The organism is Enterococcus sp. LJL99 (assembly GCF_054871725.1).
Genome location: NZ_JBTXLT010000014.1, coordinates 15195 through 32108 on the forward strand (window position 1 = coordinate 15195; position 16914 = coordinate 32108).

18 protein-coding genes are annotated in these 16914 nt (G+C 34.2%); 15 read left to right on the forward strand and 3 right to left on the reverse strand.

Translation table 11 applies throughout. The features are described from left to right. Positions 1–49 precede the first annotated feature (49 nt). From greA to ACYSNW_RS16020, 7 genes are all read left to right on the forward strand, one after another. Positions 50–523, forward strand: coding sequence for a transcription elongation factor GreA (greA, locus tag ACYSNW_RS15990; protein WP_461746190.1), 474 nt, complete (start codon positions 50–52; stop codon positions 521–523). A 403-nt stretch (positions 524–926) separates the two neighbouring features. Then, the gene (liaF, locus tag ACYSNW_RS15995; RefSeq protein ID WP_461746192.1) at positions 927–1658 is read left to right on the forward strand and encodes a cell wall-active antibiotics response protein LiaF; all 732 of its coding nucleotides are present in this window, start codon (positions 927–929) and stop codon (positions 1656–1658) included. After that, positions 1655–2737: a sensor histidine kinase gene (locus tag ACYSNW_RS16000; RefSeq protein WP_461746193.1), complete on the forward strand. Its 1083-nt coding sequence runs from the start codon at positions 1655–1657 to the stop codon at positions 2735–2737. The genes liaF and ACYSNW_RS16000 overlap by 4 nt, the downstream gene beginning before the upstream one ends. Next, positions 2734–3366: a response regulator transcription factor gene (locus tag ACYSNW_RS16005; protein WP_461746195.1), complete on the forward strand. Its 633-nt coding sequence runs from the start codon at positions 2734–2736 to the stop codon at positions 3364–3366. The genes ACYSNW_RS16000 and ACYSNW_RS16005 overlap by 4 nt, the downstream gene beginning before the upstream one ends. 205 nt (positions 3367–3571) lie before the next feature. After that, positions 3572–4237 carry a potassium channel family protein gene (locus ACYSNW_RS16010; RefSeq protein WP_461746196.1) on the forward strand — a complete coding sequence of 222 codons (666 nt, stop codon included), beginning with the start codon at positions 3572–3574 and terminating at the stop codon, positions 4235–4237. Between the two features lie 70 nt (positions 4238–4307). Beyond that, positions 4308–4619, forward strand: a complete 312-nt coding sequence (locus ACYSNW_RS16015) for a HesB/YadR/YfhF family protein (RefSeq protein ID WP_461746274.1) — start codon at positions 4308–4310, stop codon at positions 4617–4619. Between the two features lie 314 nt (positions 4620–4933). After that, positions 4934–5869, forward strand: a complete 936-nt coding sequence (locus ACYSNW_RS16020) for a glycosyltransferase family 2 protein (protein ID WP_461746198.1) — start codon at positions 4934–4936, stop codon at positions 5867–5869. A 157-nt stretch (positions 5870–6026) separates the two neighbouring features. Here the strand turns inward: ACYSNW_RS16020 and ACYSNW_RS16025 are convergent, their stop codons facing one another. The 3 genes from ACYSNW_RS16025 to ACYSNW_RS16035 form a co-directional block, all read right to left on the reverse strand. Continuing rightward, positions 6027–6989, reverse strand: coding sequence for a phosphoglycerate dehydrogenase (locus ACYSNW_RS16025; RefSeq protein WP_461746199.1), 963 nt, complete (start codon positions 6987–6989; stop codon positions 6027–6029). A 204-nt stretch (positions 6990–7193) separates the two neighbouring features. Beyond that, positions 7194–8285 (reverse strand): flavodoxin-dependent (E)-4-hydroxy-3-methylbut-2-enyl-diphosphate synthase, encoded by a 1092-nt coding sequence (gene ispG / locus ACYSNW_RS16030; RefSeq protein WP_461746200.1) that lies wholly within the window; start codon positions 8283–8285, stop codon positions 7194–7196. Positions 8286–8405: 120 nt separating this feature from the next. Beyond that, positions 8406–9224, reverse strand: coding sequence for a DUF1189 domain-containing protein (locus ACYSNW_RS16035; RefSeq protein WP_461746202.1), 819 nt, complete (start codon positions 9222–9224; stop codon positions 8406–8408). Positions 9225–9405: 181 nt separating this feature from the next. Between ACYSNW_RS16035 and ACYSNW_RS16040 the strand changes: the two genes are divergently transcribed. The 8 genes from ACYSNW_RS16040 to ACYSNW_RS16075 all read left to right on the forward strand — a co-directional run bounded on the left by ACYSNW_RS16040 (position 9406) and on the right by ACYSNW_RS16075 (position 16914). Further along, positions 9406–10014 (forward strand): superoxide dismutase, encoded by a 609-nt coding sequence (locus ACYSNW_RS16040; protein WP_461746203.1) that lies wholly within the window; start codon positions 9406–9408, stop codon positions 10012–10014. Positions 10015–10123: 109 nt separating this feature from the next. Further along, positions 10124–11104 carry a diaminopimelate epimerase gene (gene dapF, locus ACYSNW_RS16045; protein WP_461746204.1) on the forward strand — a complete coding sequence of 327 codons (981 nt, stop codon included), beginning with the start codon at positions 10124–10126 and terminating at the stop codon, positions 11102–11104. A gap of 44 nt (positions 11105–11148) precedes the next feature. Continuing rightward, positions 11149–12006: a hypothetical protein gene (locus ACYSNW_RS16050; protein WP_461746206.1), complete on the forward strand. Its 858-nt coding sequence runs from the start codon at positions 11149–11151 to the stop codon at positions 12004–12006. Between the two features lie 165 nt (positions 12007–12171). Further along, positions 12172–12960 (forward strand): YveK family protein, encoded by a 789-nt coding sequence (locus tag ACYSNW_RS16055; protein WP_461746208.1) that lies wholly within the window; start codon positions 12172–12174, stop codon positions 12958–12960. Positions 12961–12970: 10 nt separating this feature from the next. Further along, positions 12971–13678 (forward strand): CpsD/CapB family tyrosine-protein kinase, encoded by a 708-nt coding sequence (locus tag ACYSNW_RS16060; protein WP_461746210.1) that lies wholly within the window; start codon positions 12971–12973, stop codon positions 13676–13678. A gap of 21 nt (positions 13679–13699) precedes the next feature. After that, positions 13700–14464: a tyrosine-protein phosphatase gene (locus tag ACYSNW_RS16065; protein ID WP_461746212.1), complete on the forward strand. Its 765-nt coding sequence runs from the start codon at positions 13700–13702 to the stop codon at positions 14462–14464. 15 nt (positions 14465–14479) lie between these two features. Continuing rightward, the gene (locus ACYSNW_RS16070; RefSeq protein ID WP_461746213.1) at positions 14480–16282 is read left to right on the forward strand and encodes a polysaccharide biosynthesis protein; all 1803 of its coding nucleotides are present in this window, start codon (positions 14480–14482) and stop codon (positions 16280–16282) included. A 14-nt stretch (positions 16283–16296) separates the two neighbouring features. Next, positions 16297–16914, forward strand: a complete 618-nt coding sequence (locus ACYSNW_RS16075; RefSeq protein ID WP_461746215.1) for a sugar transferase — start codon at positions 16297–16299, stop codon at positions 16912–16914.

Here is a 16914-nt window from a genome sequence, read left to right on the forward strand (position 1 = left end):
AATAATAAAAATAGAATTAAGTAGTAAGTTAAAGAAGGAGAAATCAAGCATGGTAGAAAAAGTATTTCCAATGACATTGGAAGGTAAAGAAAAATTAGAACAAGAATTAGAAGAACTAAAAACGGTTAAGCGTAAAGAAATCGTTGAACGTATAAAAATTGCACGAAGCTTTGGAGATTTATCTGAAAACTCAGAGTATGAGTCAGCAAAAGATGAACAAGCATTTGTTGAAGGTAGAATCACTACTTTGGAAAACATGATTCGTTTTGCTGAAATCATTGATAATGATGGGGTAGATTCAGATGAAGTTTCAATTGGAAAAACAGTAACTTTTATTGAGTTACCAGATGGGGAAGAAGAAGAGTACACAATCGTAGGTAGTGCGGAAGCTGATCCGTTTTCAGGTAAAATTTCAAACGATTCTCCAATCGCCCAAGCTTTAATTGGTAAAAAATTAGGTGAAAAAGTTATTATTGCAACGCCAGGTGGCGATATGGAAGTTGAAATAAAAAAAGTAAGCTAAGAATTTTTAGGTGAAAATGGTCATGGTTTGTAAAGAAACTGAAATCGTGATTATTTAGACATTCCCTGAAGATAAAAGCTAATTTTTAGGTCTATATAGTTAATAATGTAAGCACCGAATGGTTTTTGTTACAGTGTTTCTATTCAATTAACTATTCTTAATTTGAAGGTTGAAACAAAGTCAAACTGATTTTGTCTCAGCCTTCTCTTTATTTGTCAGAATGGATGTTGTACAAAAATGAAGTTGGTTTGAATCAATTAACCGTTTGTGCCACATGATTTCAATTTTATAACTTGAGCCTAAAAGTAAAATTAGGTCTAAAGTCCTATGGCAAAATGCGTCTTTAGCAACTAACATTAATATGATAAACAAGATATAATTGATTTATGAGAGGGGGATAATCATGAAGAACCCATGGCGTTTTTTTATAGTCATTGAAGCAGTGCTTTTTGTTCTTGCCTTATGGCAAATTGTACATAGTCCAGGCTTAGCAGTATTATTAGTACTAGGAATTATACTAACTAGTTATGCAGCTAAGAAAGCTCCACGAAAAAACTTTAATAATTTTTTGATGGTTGTAGGTATTATTTTTATCTTGATTGGTTTGTTGAACAGCCCTGCTATCTGGGTGATGTTGTTGTTTGCCATTCTATTTATTGGTTTAAAGGGTGTAGAAATTGCTGGAGTCGATTTTACACAACGTGCTCCTTGGCGAAAAAAACAAATGATTATAGTTGAAACTACGAATACAGAACCCAAAAATGGTCGCCGTTTTAAACGACCTTGGTTTGCGAATGAGCGAATTGGTACGAATGTTTATGAGTGGGACGATATCAATATCAATTTGCTTTCAGGAGACACAATTATTGATTTAGGAAATACATTATTACCTAAGGACGATAATATCATTATTATCCGAAAAGGCTTTGGTAAAACAAGAATTTTGATTCCGTTGGGAGTAGCAGTTGTTTTGGAACATTCTACTTTTTATGGGAATGTGATTTTTGAAGATGAAAAATATCAATTGAAAAATGAAACACTAAAATTATTTAGCAATGATTTTGATACCAATAATCGTCGCTTGAAAATTATAACTAATTCCTTAGTTGGAGATGTTGAGGTGATCCGCGTATGATGGGGAGAGTCTCTAGACATATGCTTTCTCTTTACGCAGCTCTCAGTACTTTTTTCGTAATATTACTCACACTGTTCTCGTATTTTTATTCAATCAAACAAAAAAATTGGGGAATGGAATTATTTCAAAGGAAAATATTTTATATTCCTTTGATTTTCCATGTGATTTTAATTTCATTATTGATAGGTTTATCGACTTTTTTAATAATTTCTATTATTCAGAAAGCACAATATGGTAAAATTGAAGAGAAATTACGTTTGCTTGCACGAGGTAGCTATGAAAATCCAATATTGGGTAAAAGTGTTCCTCATGCAACTAGTGATCAATATATTGGCGAGATTGATCGTGATATCTTATCGATTCGCACAAAACTATTGGATATGTCTAAAGAATTACAATTAGTAAATAGTCGACCACAAGTGATGGATGGAGAAACAAAAGAGGAAATATTGGAAGCAGAGCGTCACCGATTAGCTAGAGAACTTCATGATTCAGTCAGCCAGCAACTTTTTGCGGCAATGATGATGTTATCTGCGTTGAATGAACAAGCGCAAAAATCTGAAACACCAAGTCCTTTTCAAAAGCAACTGGTTTTGGTCACAGATATCATCAATGCTTCACAATCCGAAATGCGTGCGCTTTTATTACATTTACGACCTGTAAGCTTGGAAGGGAAAAGCTTACGTCAAGGGATTGAGCAATTATTACGAGAGTTACAAACAAAAATCAAGATTGAATTGACTTGGGATATCGAAGATGTTGATTTGAATAATAGTATTGAAGACCATCTTTTTCGAATTGTGCAGGAATTACTTTCAAATACATTACGACATGCAAAAGCCAAAGAGTTAGAAGTATACTTACACCAAGTAGATAAAAATGTTTTATTGCGTATTGTAGATGACGGTGTTGGTTTTGATATGAATGAACATGAAAATAAAGCAGGAAGTTATGGCTTGAAAAATATTCGTGAACGAGTCGCTGGAATGGGCGGGCTAGTAAAAATTATTAGTTTCAAAGGGCAAGGGACAAGTGTTGAAATCAAAGTACCTGTAATCAAGGAGGAAGTAAAAGAATGATCAAAGTGATGTTAGTGGATGACCATGAGATGGTAAGATTGGGTGTATCCTCCTATTTATCTATTCAAGAAGATATTGAAGTAGTTGGCGAAGCTGAAAATGGTCAAATTGGTTATGATAAAGCGCTGGAATTGCGTCCAGATGTTATCTTGATGGATTTGGTCATGGATGTCATGGATGGAATCGAATCAACAAAATTAATCTTAAAAGATTGGCCAGAAGCTAAAATCATTATTGTTACAAGCTTTATCGATGACGAAAAAGTTTATCCAGCAATCGAAGCTGGGGCTGCTGGTTATTTATTAAAAACTTCTACTGCGCATGAAATTGCGAATGCGATTCGTGCGACATTTAAAGGTGAGCGTGTCTTAGAACCAGAAGTTACCACAAAAATGATGGAACGCTTAACAAAAAAACAAGAGCCTGTTTTGCATGAAGATTTAACAAACAGAGAGAATGAAATTCTGATGTTGATTTCTAAAGGAAAAAGCAATCAAGAAATTGCGGATGACTTGTTTATTACGTTGAAAACAGTTAAAACCCATGTATCAAATATATTAGCGAAATTAGATGTTGAAGACCGGACACAAGCGGCTATTTATGCTTTTCAGCATGGATTAGCGAAATAAAATAAACCACAAATCATAAAAAATAAGAAGAAATACACAAGAATCTATTGGTTTTTAGTATTTAGTCGATTTTTGCGATTTGTGGTTTATTTCAATCAATAGAAAATAGACCGAACACTGAATTTTTTTTATAGTTTTTAGACGAATGTAATTTATTTTGATATACTTTTAAATAAACTAGTAGATTAAAGAAACGAGAGAAAAAATGAAAAAAAATTTTGCAGTTATTGGTTTAGGGCGATTTGGCGGTAGTATTTGTCAGACGCTGATTGAATCTGGGCAAGAAGTTTTAGCAATTGATAACGATGAAGACAAAGTGAATGAATATATGAATATTGCTACGCATGCAGTTGTGGCGAATGCCCAAGATGAAATGACGTTGCGGTCATTGGGAATTCGTAATTTTGATAATGTTGTTGTTGCAATTGGCGAGGATATTCAAGCCAGTATTTTAGTTACGTTAATGGTAAAAGAAATGGGTGTACCTAATGTGCTAGCAAAAGCGGTCAATCCTTATCATGCTAGGGTCCTTGAAAAAATTGGGGCCGATTTGGTTGTACATCCCGAAAGAGATATGGGGATTCGTATTGCGCATAAATTAGTTTCTAAAAATATTTTAGATTATATTGAACTATCCAATGAATTTTCTCTAGCAGAAGTTCGTGTGTCGAATCCAAAATTTTATGGAAAAACTTTGGAAGAATTGAATTTTCGCCAACGATTTGGGCTAACTGTTGTTGCTATTCGCCGATCTAAATCGCAAGTGATTGCTTCACCAACAGCTGAGGAGATTGTTCGAGAGAATGATAATCTTTTAGTAATTGGTGAAACAGACGATGTTGAAATTCTAGATGAAAAAATGAACGAATGAATTTGAGCATGTTCGTTCTTTTACTTCCTAACTCTATGCTACAATGAAGAAGAGTTAGGAGGAATGAATGATGCAATTAACAGTTACACCTAAAGCACAAGAATGGTTTGAAAAAGAAGTTGGGGCCAGCTCTGATAATGGGATTCGTTTTTTCGGTAAAATATATGGGAAAACTGAAGTCCATGATGGTTTTTCAATTGCTATGTCAGTAGAACAACCCGAGCAACCACTAATAAAAGAAGTACTGAATGGGGTTCCTTATTTTATTGAAGAAACCGATGATTGGTTTTTTAATGGTTATGATTTAACGGTCGATTATGATGAGGTAAACGATGAACCGAAATACTTTTTTACAAAAAATCAGGAAGATTTGGCGAAATAACAAGTAAATAAACGGATAAGATAAATGGAGGTTGGGACAGAAGTGTTTAACTCCAAGAAATAAGCGACAAATCACGAAAATTGTTTTTCAAATTTTCGTGATTTGTCGCTTATTTCCGTAGGAATTGCTTTTGCTCCCACCTTTTATTTGTTTTTAGGACATAAAACAAAAGTGTTCTTTACTTTTGTCTCACTTACTTTTTTGTATGATAGATGGTTAGAGAAAATTAAAAGAATGAACAGTATTTTAAGATTATTCTAGAAAACATCTGATAATGTGATATAATTAGCAATAGAATATTTTGGAGGAAAGTTATGTTATCGATTGTGGTACCTTGTTACAATGAAGAGGATTCTATTCCTTTATTTTTTGAAGAAGTTGAAAAAGTCAGCAATAATATTAATGAATCTATTGAATATATATTTGTAAATGATGGTTCGAAAGATAATACATTATTAGTATTGAGAAAATTGCATAGAGAAAACCCTGAAAAAGTCAGATATTTATCTTTTTCGAGAAATTTTGGAAAAGAAGCAGGTTTATACGCAGGATTGAAAGAGGCACAAGGTCGTTTAGTAACAGTTATGGATGTTGATTTACAAGATCCGCCTGAATTATTGCCGCAAATGATTCAAATGATTGAAGAAGAAGGATTAGACTGCGTTGGAACTCGACGTGCAGACCGTGAAGGAGAACCGGCTATTCGTAGTTTTTTTGCGCGAATGTTTTATAAACTAGTGAATAAAATCGGTGATACAGAAATGGTGGATGGAGCGAGAGATTTTCGGTTAATGACACGACAAATGGTTGATGCTATTTTAGAATTAACTGAGTATAATCGTTTCTCTAAAGGAATTTTTAGTTGGGTTGGTTTTGAAACAAAATACCTTTCCTATGAAAATCGTGAAAGAGTTGCTGGCGAAACTTCTTGGTCTTTTTGGAAATTACTAAGTTATTCAATTGATGGAATTGTTAATTTTTCTGAAGCGCCATTAAATATTGCATCTTATGTTGGTGCACTTTCTTGCGTTGGTTCTGTGATTGCAATGATTGTGATTTTTTTCAGAACAATCATTTATGGAGATCCAACTACAGGATGGCCTTCACTGGTTTCTATTATACTTTTCGTAGGTGGCCTACAATTAATGTGTCTAGGAATCATTGGGAAATATATCGGTAAAATATTTTTGGAAACTAAAAAGCGTCCTATTTATATAGTAAAAGAAACGGAGCAAGATATAGATAAATAAAAATAGATTTCTTATAGTCTACTGAACAGTTAAAAAGAAACAATTCGCAAAATCAATTATATTTGAGCGAATTGTTTCTTTTTAAATTTAGTAGAGTTGAGAAAACGGGAAGTATTTATCGAGGGTAATTATGTCTATTTCTTAAGTAAATCATTAATTAATACCCTTTATCAAAAGAAATTTCATTTTTTACTAGTGTGCCAGTTTCAATGAAACTTTTCAAATTAGGAAGAAAGATTGCCAATAATTTTGTTTTGAATTTAGGCGTCGCACCAGAAATATGTGGGGTAATGAGAACATTATCCATTTTCCATAAAGGACTGTTTTCAGGGAGCGGTTCCTCTTCAAAAACATCTAGTGCAGCAAATTTAATTTGTTCAGTTAGTAAGGCTGCAATTAAATCCTCTGTTTTTACAGAAGGACCTCTACCAACGTTGACAAAAATAGCGCCTTTCTTCATTGCATTGAATAAATCACTATCATATAAATGATATGTATATTCTGTAAGAGGAAGAATATTAACGATAATATCCATTTCCTTTACGATTCGACTTAATTTTTCCTGAGAATAGCATTCAATAAAGCCAGTAGTAGCATGTCCTGTAGTATTTATGCCGTAAGTTTGAAGCCCAAGACCTTGAGCAAAATGAGCCAGTTGCTGACCAATTTGTCCAGTTCCAACAATGAGCATTTTTTGACCAGATAACTGTTGATAAGAAATAGAATTTTGATTCCAAGAATGAACTTGCTGCTGTTGGATACTTCTCCGAATGCCCCGTGTTTCAGTTAATAAAACACCTAAAACATGTTCTGCAATCGATATACTGTGAATCCCGCTACCGTTAGATAGTAAAATTCCTTTTTTTTGAAAGTTCACAAGATCGTAACTATCTACTCCTGCTGAAATCGATTGAACCCATTTTAATTGGCTAGTTGGAGAATCAAGAAGCTCGCTACCCAATGCTTTATCCCAGCCTAACATAATTTGAATGGTATCCTGGTTGATTTGAGCAAGTTCCGCTTCAGATGCGATTACTAGATAGTGTGGTGCAGCCTCTTTTATTTCTTGAATATGTGTATCAGTAAATGATTCGTGAATATAAATAATAGGTTTGTCCATTCGTCACTCCTCCTTGATTCAACATTGTAACAAAAAATAGTGGAAATTAAAAAGCGTTTGAATCAAAACTTAAAAATGAACGATTTAGCGTAAAAAAGCGACAAAGCATTGAAAGATTGTATCAAACAATGATTTGTCGCTTGTTCTACAGACGATTTAGAAATTAACTATTTTTTGTTTCAGACATTACTTAAAATGCAATCATTAGATTTCTTCGCCACGAGCATAAGCAGCAGCCAATAAATCCACTTCTTTTTTTAGTTCATCTACCATGATTTCTTCTGGAACAGTTCGGATAATTTTGCCTTTTTTGAAAAGCATCCCTTTTCCATTCCCGCCAGCAATCCCGATATCCGCTTCTCTAGCTTCACCAGGTCCATTGACCGCACAGCCAAGAACAGCTACTTTAATTGGTGCTTTGATTTTTTCAATATATTCCTCAATTTCATTTGCGATTGGAATTAAATCAATTTCAATTCGTCCGCAAGTAGGACAAGAGATTAAGGTAGCAGCATTACTGGCTAAACCAAAAGCCTTTAAAACTTCTTTTGCTACTTTAATTTCTTCAACTGGATCAGCTGATAAAGAGACACGACAAGTATTGCCGATTCCTCTAGAAAGAAGGGCGCCTAAGCCAGCAGCAGATTTCATCCCGCCAGAAAACTTTGTACCAGCCTCTGTGATACCAAGATGTAATGGATAGTCAAATGTTTCGGCCGCTAAAGTATAGGCTTCAATAGCAAGTGTCACATCACTAGCTTTTAAAGAGACAATAATATCATAGAAATCCAAGTCTTCTAAGATTTTGATATGCTCAACAGCACTGGCAACCATAGCTTCTGCAGTTGGATAGCCATATTGTTGTAAAAATTTCTTTTCTAACGAACCAGCATTAACACCAATGCGAATGGGAATACCTTTTTCTTTACAGGCAGCTACTACTTTTTCAACCCGATCTTTTCGTCCGATATTCCCAGGGTTGATACGGATTTTATCGACTCCTTGCTCAATAGCCTTTAAAGCTAAGCGATAATCAAAATGAATATCTGCAACTAAAGGAATCTTAATTTGTTCTTTGATTTCACGAAGCGCATTCGCTGCTTCTTCATCTGGAACTGCTACACGAACAATTTGACAACCTGCTTCTTCAAGTTGTTTGATTTGAGCAACGGTTGCTGATACATCATGCGTTTTAGTTGTACACATACTTTGGATAATTAGTTCGTCACTACCGCCAATAGTTAAATTTCCAACTTTGACTGGACGTGTATTTTTACGGTGAGTCATTTTTCCCATAATGAATTCTCTCCTCATGTTATTCTGAATCATTTTTTTCGGTAATAAAGCTATTTAATTCAATCTATATCTTACCACATAATAAATGATAGTAGCTCGTAAGAAAAATATAAGATTCTCTTAAATTATTGTCTTTTTCGGTGTATTCTCATCACGAACAGCAAAGAAGAAGATGACTAAAGAAATAAAAACGATTAGTGTATTGTCATTAAATGAAGGATTAACAAAACGAATAGCACTGCTAAGGAAAACTGGTAACGTCATACAGTAAGTGACGATTTTTAAGCAATCAAAAAGCCGATAGGGATAAGCTTTCATTTTACTGTAAAGATTTGCTCCAATAACAATCAAAAACAAGTTAATAACCAAATTAATAAAGGTTGGGTAAAGAATCAATAGAAAGAGTACTGCTTTTACCCAAATAGGTAGAGTTGAATCAGAGAAAGTTTCTTGTATTTTTCTATTATTTAAACCATCCAAAGTACCGTTTGAATATGGAATTTCAAATTGATCACTCCCGAATACTGCAGTTGCGATATCTGCGCCTGCTGTAGGGAATGAAAGCAACAGTTTGTCTTTTAGTAGGGCGAAACCAATCGTATTACCAATTGTATCTGCGGCTATGTCGCTAGTTGAGCGTTTTCCTTCAGGGTCAAAGGTGAAAATAACTGAATTGGTTTGATAAATAAAGCCTTGGGTATTTTCTTTGGTTTCCATTTTGCCATCAGTTATTGAAAAATCTGGTAGTTTTTCGGCGATTTTAGTTCCTTCTTGTTTAAGTCCATTCAAAATAGTAACACCTTGTTTAATCAATGGTAGACTTAGAATAAAACTAAGAAAAAAAATATATAGAATAACTTTCCAAAAAGCCGTTTTTTTAGCCGATTTAAGTGACTGAAAATGATAAAAAGAATTTTTAAATAAAGTAAGTGAATTCATGAGATTTCTCCTAATCTAGAATAGAATTAAGTACACTGGTCATTTTAGCTGAGTTAGTCTAGAAACACAAGGCATGCAAGAATAAAAAAACATAAGCAATTTTTTTGAAGACTTTGGGGAGTTCTGTTACTATAATAAATGTATGAAGGATTTTACTCAAAAAAACTTGGAGGGATTTTTAATGACTTACACATTACCAGATTTACCTTATGCTTATGACGCTTTGGAGCCAGCAATTGATGTAGAGACAATGCACTTACATCATGACAAACATCACAACACGTATGTGACAAACTTAAATGCTGCAATTGATAAACACCCAGAGCTTGGCGAAAAAACAGTAGAAGAACTAATTGCAGATATAGATGGTTTACCTGAAGATATTCGTGTAGCAGTACGCAACAATGGTGGCGGACATGCTAACCACACCTTCTTCTGGGAAATTCTTGCCCCTAATGCAGGAGGAGAACCTACAGGCGCATTAAAAGAAGCGATTGATGCTTCTTTTGGTAGCTTTGATAAATTAAAAGAAGAATTTAAAGCAGCAGCTACAGGTCGTTTTGGATCTGGTTGGGCTTGGGTAATTGTAGAAGACGGCAAATTAAAAGTAGTTTCTACGGCGAACCAAGATTCTCCTTTAATGGAAGGAAAAACCCCAGTTTTAGGTTTAGACGTGTGGGAACATGCCTACTACTTAAAATACAAAAATGTTCGTCCTGAATATATTGATGCTTTTTGGAGCTTAGTAAATTGGGATCAAGCGAATAAAAACTTTGATTTTGCTAAATAAGTAGAATAATATGCATCTTTTTGAGGAAAACGGTAATTTATGCTGTTTTCCTCTTTTTGTTTATGGCATAATGTATATATGTGTGTAAAAAATATGGAGGAGTTTTAGAATGAACCTAACAATGCAAAAAGTACATGGCTCAGAGAATGATTTTTTTTTAATTGATGAAACCTTGTTAGAACGACCGCTAACTAAAAGTGAAATAGATCAATTAAGAAAAAGTTTATGTGATCGAGCAAATGGATTACTTGGTGGAGCGGATGGAATTTTATTGATTCAAGAAGTTGTTAAAGGAACTTCTTTAGCTAAAATGCGTGTGATCAATAGTGATGGTAGTGAAGCGAGTATGTGCGGGAATGGGTTACGAACAGTCGCAAGATATTTAGCTGAAAAATACAATAAAGAATATTTTACAGTTGAAACGATGTTTGCCGATTTAAAAGTGAGGAGAGCGCATAGTTTAGGAGAAGGTGTTGCTACTTATCAGGTAGAAATATCCCCTGTTAGTTTTGATGCTGAAGCTATTCCAATGCAGACTAGAAATAATCGTATCATAGATGAAGTGATACCAGAGTTATCGGATACGTTAAAATTTTCTGCAGTCGCTGTTCCTAATCCACATCTGATTTCTTTTGTTGATCACCAATTGTTACATAGCGATGAATTTGAGCGTATTGCTTTAACGGTTAATTCTAAAAACCCATTATTTCCAGATGGAATAAATGTAAGCTTTGTTGAAGTCTTAGGGAACAATCAATTATTTGTTCGAACGTATGAACGCGGAGTTGGTTTTACTAGTGCTTGTGGAACGGCTATGTGTGCAAGTAGCTTAATGTATACTTTGTTAAAAGGTGGCGCTTTTTATGAGACAATCACGGTGAAAAATACTGGTGGAATGGTAAAAACGGTCGTTCATGAAGATGGCGATAATGGTTATTGGATGGAATTGATTGGTAATGCAACGGTGACACATGAATTGCAAGGGGATTTAGCTACTTTTATAGCTGCTGAATTCGCAAAAATAAGTAGCCGTGAAACGAAAGAACAAGCTGATTACAATTCTTTTTTAGCAAAAATTAAACAGACATAACTTGTTTGGTTACTAAGTAAGAAAGTATCGGTAGGAGGAAAGAGATGAATATAAGAATTACGCTAAAATGGGTAATTTCAATTGTTATTATTATAAGCTCAATCATTATTTGTATTTTTGGTCTAAATTACCAAAGGAAACAAGGGAATCAAGATAAGATTGCAAATGCGGAGAGCACCTTTGCAGACGAAACGACAAGACTGGAAAGTATACAACAACAAGTGAATGAGTACTATTTAGATGATACGCATGAATTTATCAAAGCAGACATAGATTTAAATGAATTAGAGACATTACTTAATTCAGTGACTATCGTAAAAACAACACCAGAGGATTTTGATTTGAAGCAGACAGATTTTTCAGAAACTTTACTTAAGAAAAGTGAAAAATTGACTTCATTAAAAACAGATATTGTTGAGAAATTAAATGACTTAACTGTAAAACAGGAAAGTCAAACTAAAATTGCGACATTATTTCTCCAAGCGCCAACAAATTGGCAAGTGGATGAAGGGAATAACGTGATAAATGAAAGTCTGACAATGGACCAAATCGAACAAATCCGACCTTTAATCTATAAAAAACAAGGAGCATGGCGCGAAGCAATGGACCGCTTTTTGACAGATGCTCAAACGCAGCTCTCACAATATATGACGCTAAAAAAATCAATTGAAGGGCAAATGGATGGAGAGCAGTTAGCCGCTTCAGCAACCCTGGAAACCTATTTAACTTTAGTGGAACAAGCCCAAGCAATAAAGAATGAACAAATGCGAACCGAGTTACTTACGAAATTAGATGCTATCCATTCGCTTTTAGTTGAACCAGTTGCTCCAGATCCAGCCGTTGTTCCAGAAGTAACAGTCGATGAAGAGCCAAACCAAGTTGAAGAAGTTGTCATAGAATAAAAAAAATTTGGGTAATAGATGAAATAAATAACTGAAAATAATGAAAAAAATATCAATTGAAATGATTGGAAGTAAAAAATAGCGAAATCAATTTGCAAAAAGGGTTGTGTTTCGTACATCTAAAACTTATAATTATTTAGTACTATTGTATAGACGGAGGAGAACATGGAAGAAACAATTAGTTTACAGGAATTATTTAAAATTTTAAAAAAACGTATTGGCTTAATTATTGTTAGTATGTTTTTAGGGGTTGGGGTAGCAGGTATTGTCACATTTTTTATTATCACACCTAAATTTAGTTCACAAGCACAGTTGATCGTTCGTTTACCACAGAGCGAAACATCTAATGTAAATGATATTAATGCTAATTTGCAGATGATTAATACGTATAAAGATTTGATTACTAGTGATACGGTAATGAATGAAGTAAAAAAGAGAATGAAGGAAGAGTACAACAATGACCTTTCTGTTGGTGATATTAGAGGTAGTCTAGAGGTCGTTCAATCACCAAACTCTCAAATGTTTTCAATTGTTTCTAAAGGGACACAACCAGAATTGGTTCAAAATATTGCCAATCAAGCGGCACTAGTATTTCAAGAGAAAGCCAAAAATATTTTAAGTGTAGATGAAATATCGATTATTTCTGCTGCTGTTGCGAGTTATAAGCAAGTATCACCTAATAATAAATTGAACTTATTGATAGGTGTGGCCCTAGGATTAGTTGTTGGGGTAGGTTTAGCATTTGTTCTAGAATTATTTGATAAGACGATTAAGGATGACCGGTTTGTTTCTGAAGAACTTGGCTTTACTGTATTAGGGATTGTCCCGAATATGAGTGCGAAAGAATTGAATGCAAAATTAGTTCGAACCAGCCCAACTCAAATCATCGATGATACAGAAAATAACTCAACGGAAGATTCTACATTATCACGTAGAACACGACCGAAAGTATAAGGAGTAAAAAATGTCAAATAAGTCAAAACATAAAAAAGATAAAAAGCAGTCAACAAGTGCGGTCAGTTTAATTACAGTTGCCGATAAATCTTCACCAATTTCAGAGCAATATCGAACGATTCGTACGAATATTCAATATTCAATGGTAGATAGAGATTTAAAGACATTAGTCATTACTTCTTCAGGACCTAGTGAAGGAAAATCGACTTCCTCTGCTAATTTAGCGGTTGTATTTGCTAATTCAGGAAAAAAAGTTTTGTTGGTAGATGCAGATATGAGAAAACCAACTGTTTCTAAAACATTTGCGATTCCTAATGCTTTTGGATTAAGTACCTTGTTGGGAAGTCGTGAAACATTGCTGCATCAAGTGATTCAGTCTTCCGGAATCACAAACTTATCCATACTATCAAGCGGGCCAAAGCCACCAAATCCATCAGAGTTACTATCTTCTGCGAGAATGGAAGAATTACTAGTGGAACTAAGAAAACAATATGATTTAGTGATTTTTGATATGCCACCAGTTGTAGCAGTGACAGATGCTCAAATTTTGGCTTCTAAAGCAGATGGAACTTTAATGGTAATCCGAGAAAATGTTTCCAAAAGAGACTCTTTATTAAAAGCCAAAGAATTATTAAAGATGGTAGATGCGAATGTTTTAGGCGTTATTTATAATGGTGCTAGAAATGTTGCTGATCAAGGATATTACTACGGCGTTTAGCTTAGAAAAGGACAGTTGCTTATGATTGATTTACATTGCCATATTTTACCAGGGATTGATGATGGTGCACAAACGATGCAAGATTCTTTAGCAATGGCTCAAATGGCTGTTGATCAAGGAATTACTCATATTCTTTGTACGCCACATCATAATAATGGAAGGTATACGAATCCGCCTGAAGAAGTAATTTCACAGGTTGCTACGCTTCAAAAAGCATTAGATGAACAAGGAATTGCATTAAGTTTATTTGAAGGACAAGAAGTTCGGATTAGTGGGGATTTATTAACCCAAATACAAAATAATGAAATTTTATTTGCTGATTTATCGAATCGCTATATTTTGATTGAATTTCCGACTGCCGAAATTCCACTTTATGCTGAAACGGTTATGTTTGAGTTGTTAAGCCAAGGGAAGACACCAATCATTGTTCATCCTGAACGAAATAATAAGTTTATCGAAGATCCTAATCGATTGATTCCTTTTTTACAAATGGGCGTGTTGACTCAATTGACCGCCCCTAGTTATGTTGGTATTTTTGGTAAAAAAATTGAAAAAACAGCAAAATTAATGGTATCCCATAATATGATTCATATGATGGCTTCGGATGCACATAATGTAGAAAAAAGAGGTTTTTTCATGAAAAAAGCTTATGCAGCAATCGAAAAGGATCAAGGGGCAGAAGTTGTTTCTTTTATGCAACAAACCGCCCGAAATATTATGAATGGGGAAGATACAAAAACACTTGAATTTGAAGAAATCAAGAAAAGAAAGTTTGGATTGTTTTAGAAAGTTGGGGAGGAAATGTCAAGAAAGACAAAAGTGTTGGTATTACTATGTCTTGATTCGCTCGTCATATTGATAGCGAATCTCTTTTCATATATATATATGTTGCCATATGTAAGCATGGATAAAGATTTTTTGTTAACAGCGGTAAGCTTGCAACTAATCGTATATATTGTATTTGGGTTTATTTTTAAAGTATTTACGAGAATCAATCGTTATACTAATTTAAGCGAAATCATTGCTATTTTTGGAGCAACTTCGTTTTCGGCCATGATTGAATTTATTGTATTATTTTTCATGGACGATGTACATAGTCGTCGTTTTGTTTTATTAACTTACTTGTTGACGACATTCTTTATTATTTCAAGTCGGTTGTGTTGGCGCTTAATAGTTGAAAAGAAAAATAAATCTTTGAACTCAAATGCCAAAAAGACCTTAATCATTGGAGCAGGAGAAGCTGGACGAATCTTGTTAAGTTCATTAGTGAATTCAACAACCAATGGAGATATCGATGTTGTTGGTTTTATTGATGATTCAAAAGATAAATTCCATACTTATTTATCAGGAATTCGTGTATTGGGAAGTTCAGAAGATATTCCTAAACTAGTGGAGGAATTCAATATTGAGATGCTGACGTTAGCAGTTCCTTCTATCAAAAAAGAAGAATTGGAACATCTTCTAAATATCATTACACCACTAGGATTACCGATTAATTCAATGCCTGCATTAGAAGAAGTTGCTAGTGGTAATATTACGATATCTAGACTAAAAAATATTGATGTTGTCGATTTACTTGGGCGTAAAGAAGTCAAACTAGACATGGTGCAATTAGTAGATAAAATCAGCAATAAAACGATTTTGATTACAGGTGCCGGTGGCTCAATTGGTTCTGAAATTTGTCGTCAATTACTAAAATTTACCCCGAAACAATTACTATTGTTAGGTCACGGTGAAAATTCTATCTATCTAATTGAAAAAGAGCTAAAAAAATTAGCTAAAAACCAAAAAATAGATTTGATTCCAATTATTGCTGATATTCAAGATGAAAAAAGAATTCAGCAGGTGATGGAACAGTATCATCCAGATATCGTTTACCATGCTGCAGCTCATAAACACGTTCCTTTAATGGAATGTAATCCTAAAGAGGCGCTTAAAAATAATATCTATGGTACATTAAATGTAGCAAGAGCCGCTAAAAAAGCAAACGTTGAGACGTTTGTTATGGTCTCAACCGATAAAGCAGTGAACCCTCCTAATGTTATGGGAGCTACTAAGCGTGTGGCTGAAATGATTGTGACAGGGATGAATGAAGAGGGAAAAACAAAGTTTTGTGCAGTCCGTTTTGGGAATGTTTTGGGAAGTCGTGGAAGTGTGATTCCTGTTTTTCAAGAACAAATCAAAGCGGGTGGTCCAATCACTATTACTGATTTTCGCATGACACGCTATTTTATGACAATTCCTGAAGCCAGTCGTTTAGTAATCCAAGCAGGTTCATTAGCTAATGGTGGGGAGATATTTATTTTGGATATGGGAGAACCAGTCAAAATTTATGACTTGGCAATCAATATGATTAAACTCAGCGGATATACGGAAAATGACATCAAAATCATTGAAACAGGTATTCGTCCTGGCGAAAAATTATATGAAGAATTATTAGTGAGTAAGGAAAAAAATCCGAAACAAGTGTTTGACAAAATTTTTATTGGGAATGTTAATGGATTTACCTTAGAAAAAATTCAATCGTTTTTAGGTCAATTGCCTACAAATGAAAAACAACTAGGGGAAGAACTAGTAAAATTTGCCAATGATTCTAGTAAATAGGGGAGACTAAATAAATGTATAAAAATTATTTGAAACGACCTATAGATTTTATTTTGTCATTACTTGGGTTAATTGTATTGTCACCCGTTTTTTTGATCATAATCGTTGCCATTCGTTTAGATTCCAAAGGCCCTGTTTTATTTACTCAAAAGCGAGTTGGTAAAAATAAGACATACTTTAATATTTACAAATTTCGTACAATGAGAATTGATACACCGAAAGAAATGCCTACACATTTATTGGATAATCCAGATTATTATATTACAAAAGTTGGGAAAATCTTAAGGAAAACTAGCTTAGATGAACTGCCACAGTTAATTAATATTTTAAAAGGAGATATGGCTGTGATTGGGCCTCGACCTTGCCTATGGAATCAAGAAGATTTGATTGAAGAAAGAGAGAAGTATGGTGCAAACGATGTTCGTCCTGGACTAACAGGTTGGGCGCAAATCAATGGTCGTGATGAATTAGAGATTTCGGTTAAGGCAAGTTTAGATGGCCATTATATAGACCATATAACGCCTTGGATGGATATGAAATGTTTTGTCGGTACGATTACTGCAGTTTTTAAAACATCCGGCGTTGTTGAAGGTGGAACTGGAAGTATAAATAAAAAGGTAGATGAAAGGTAA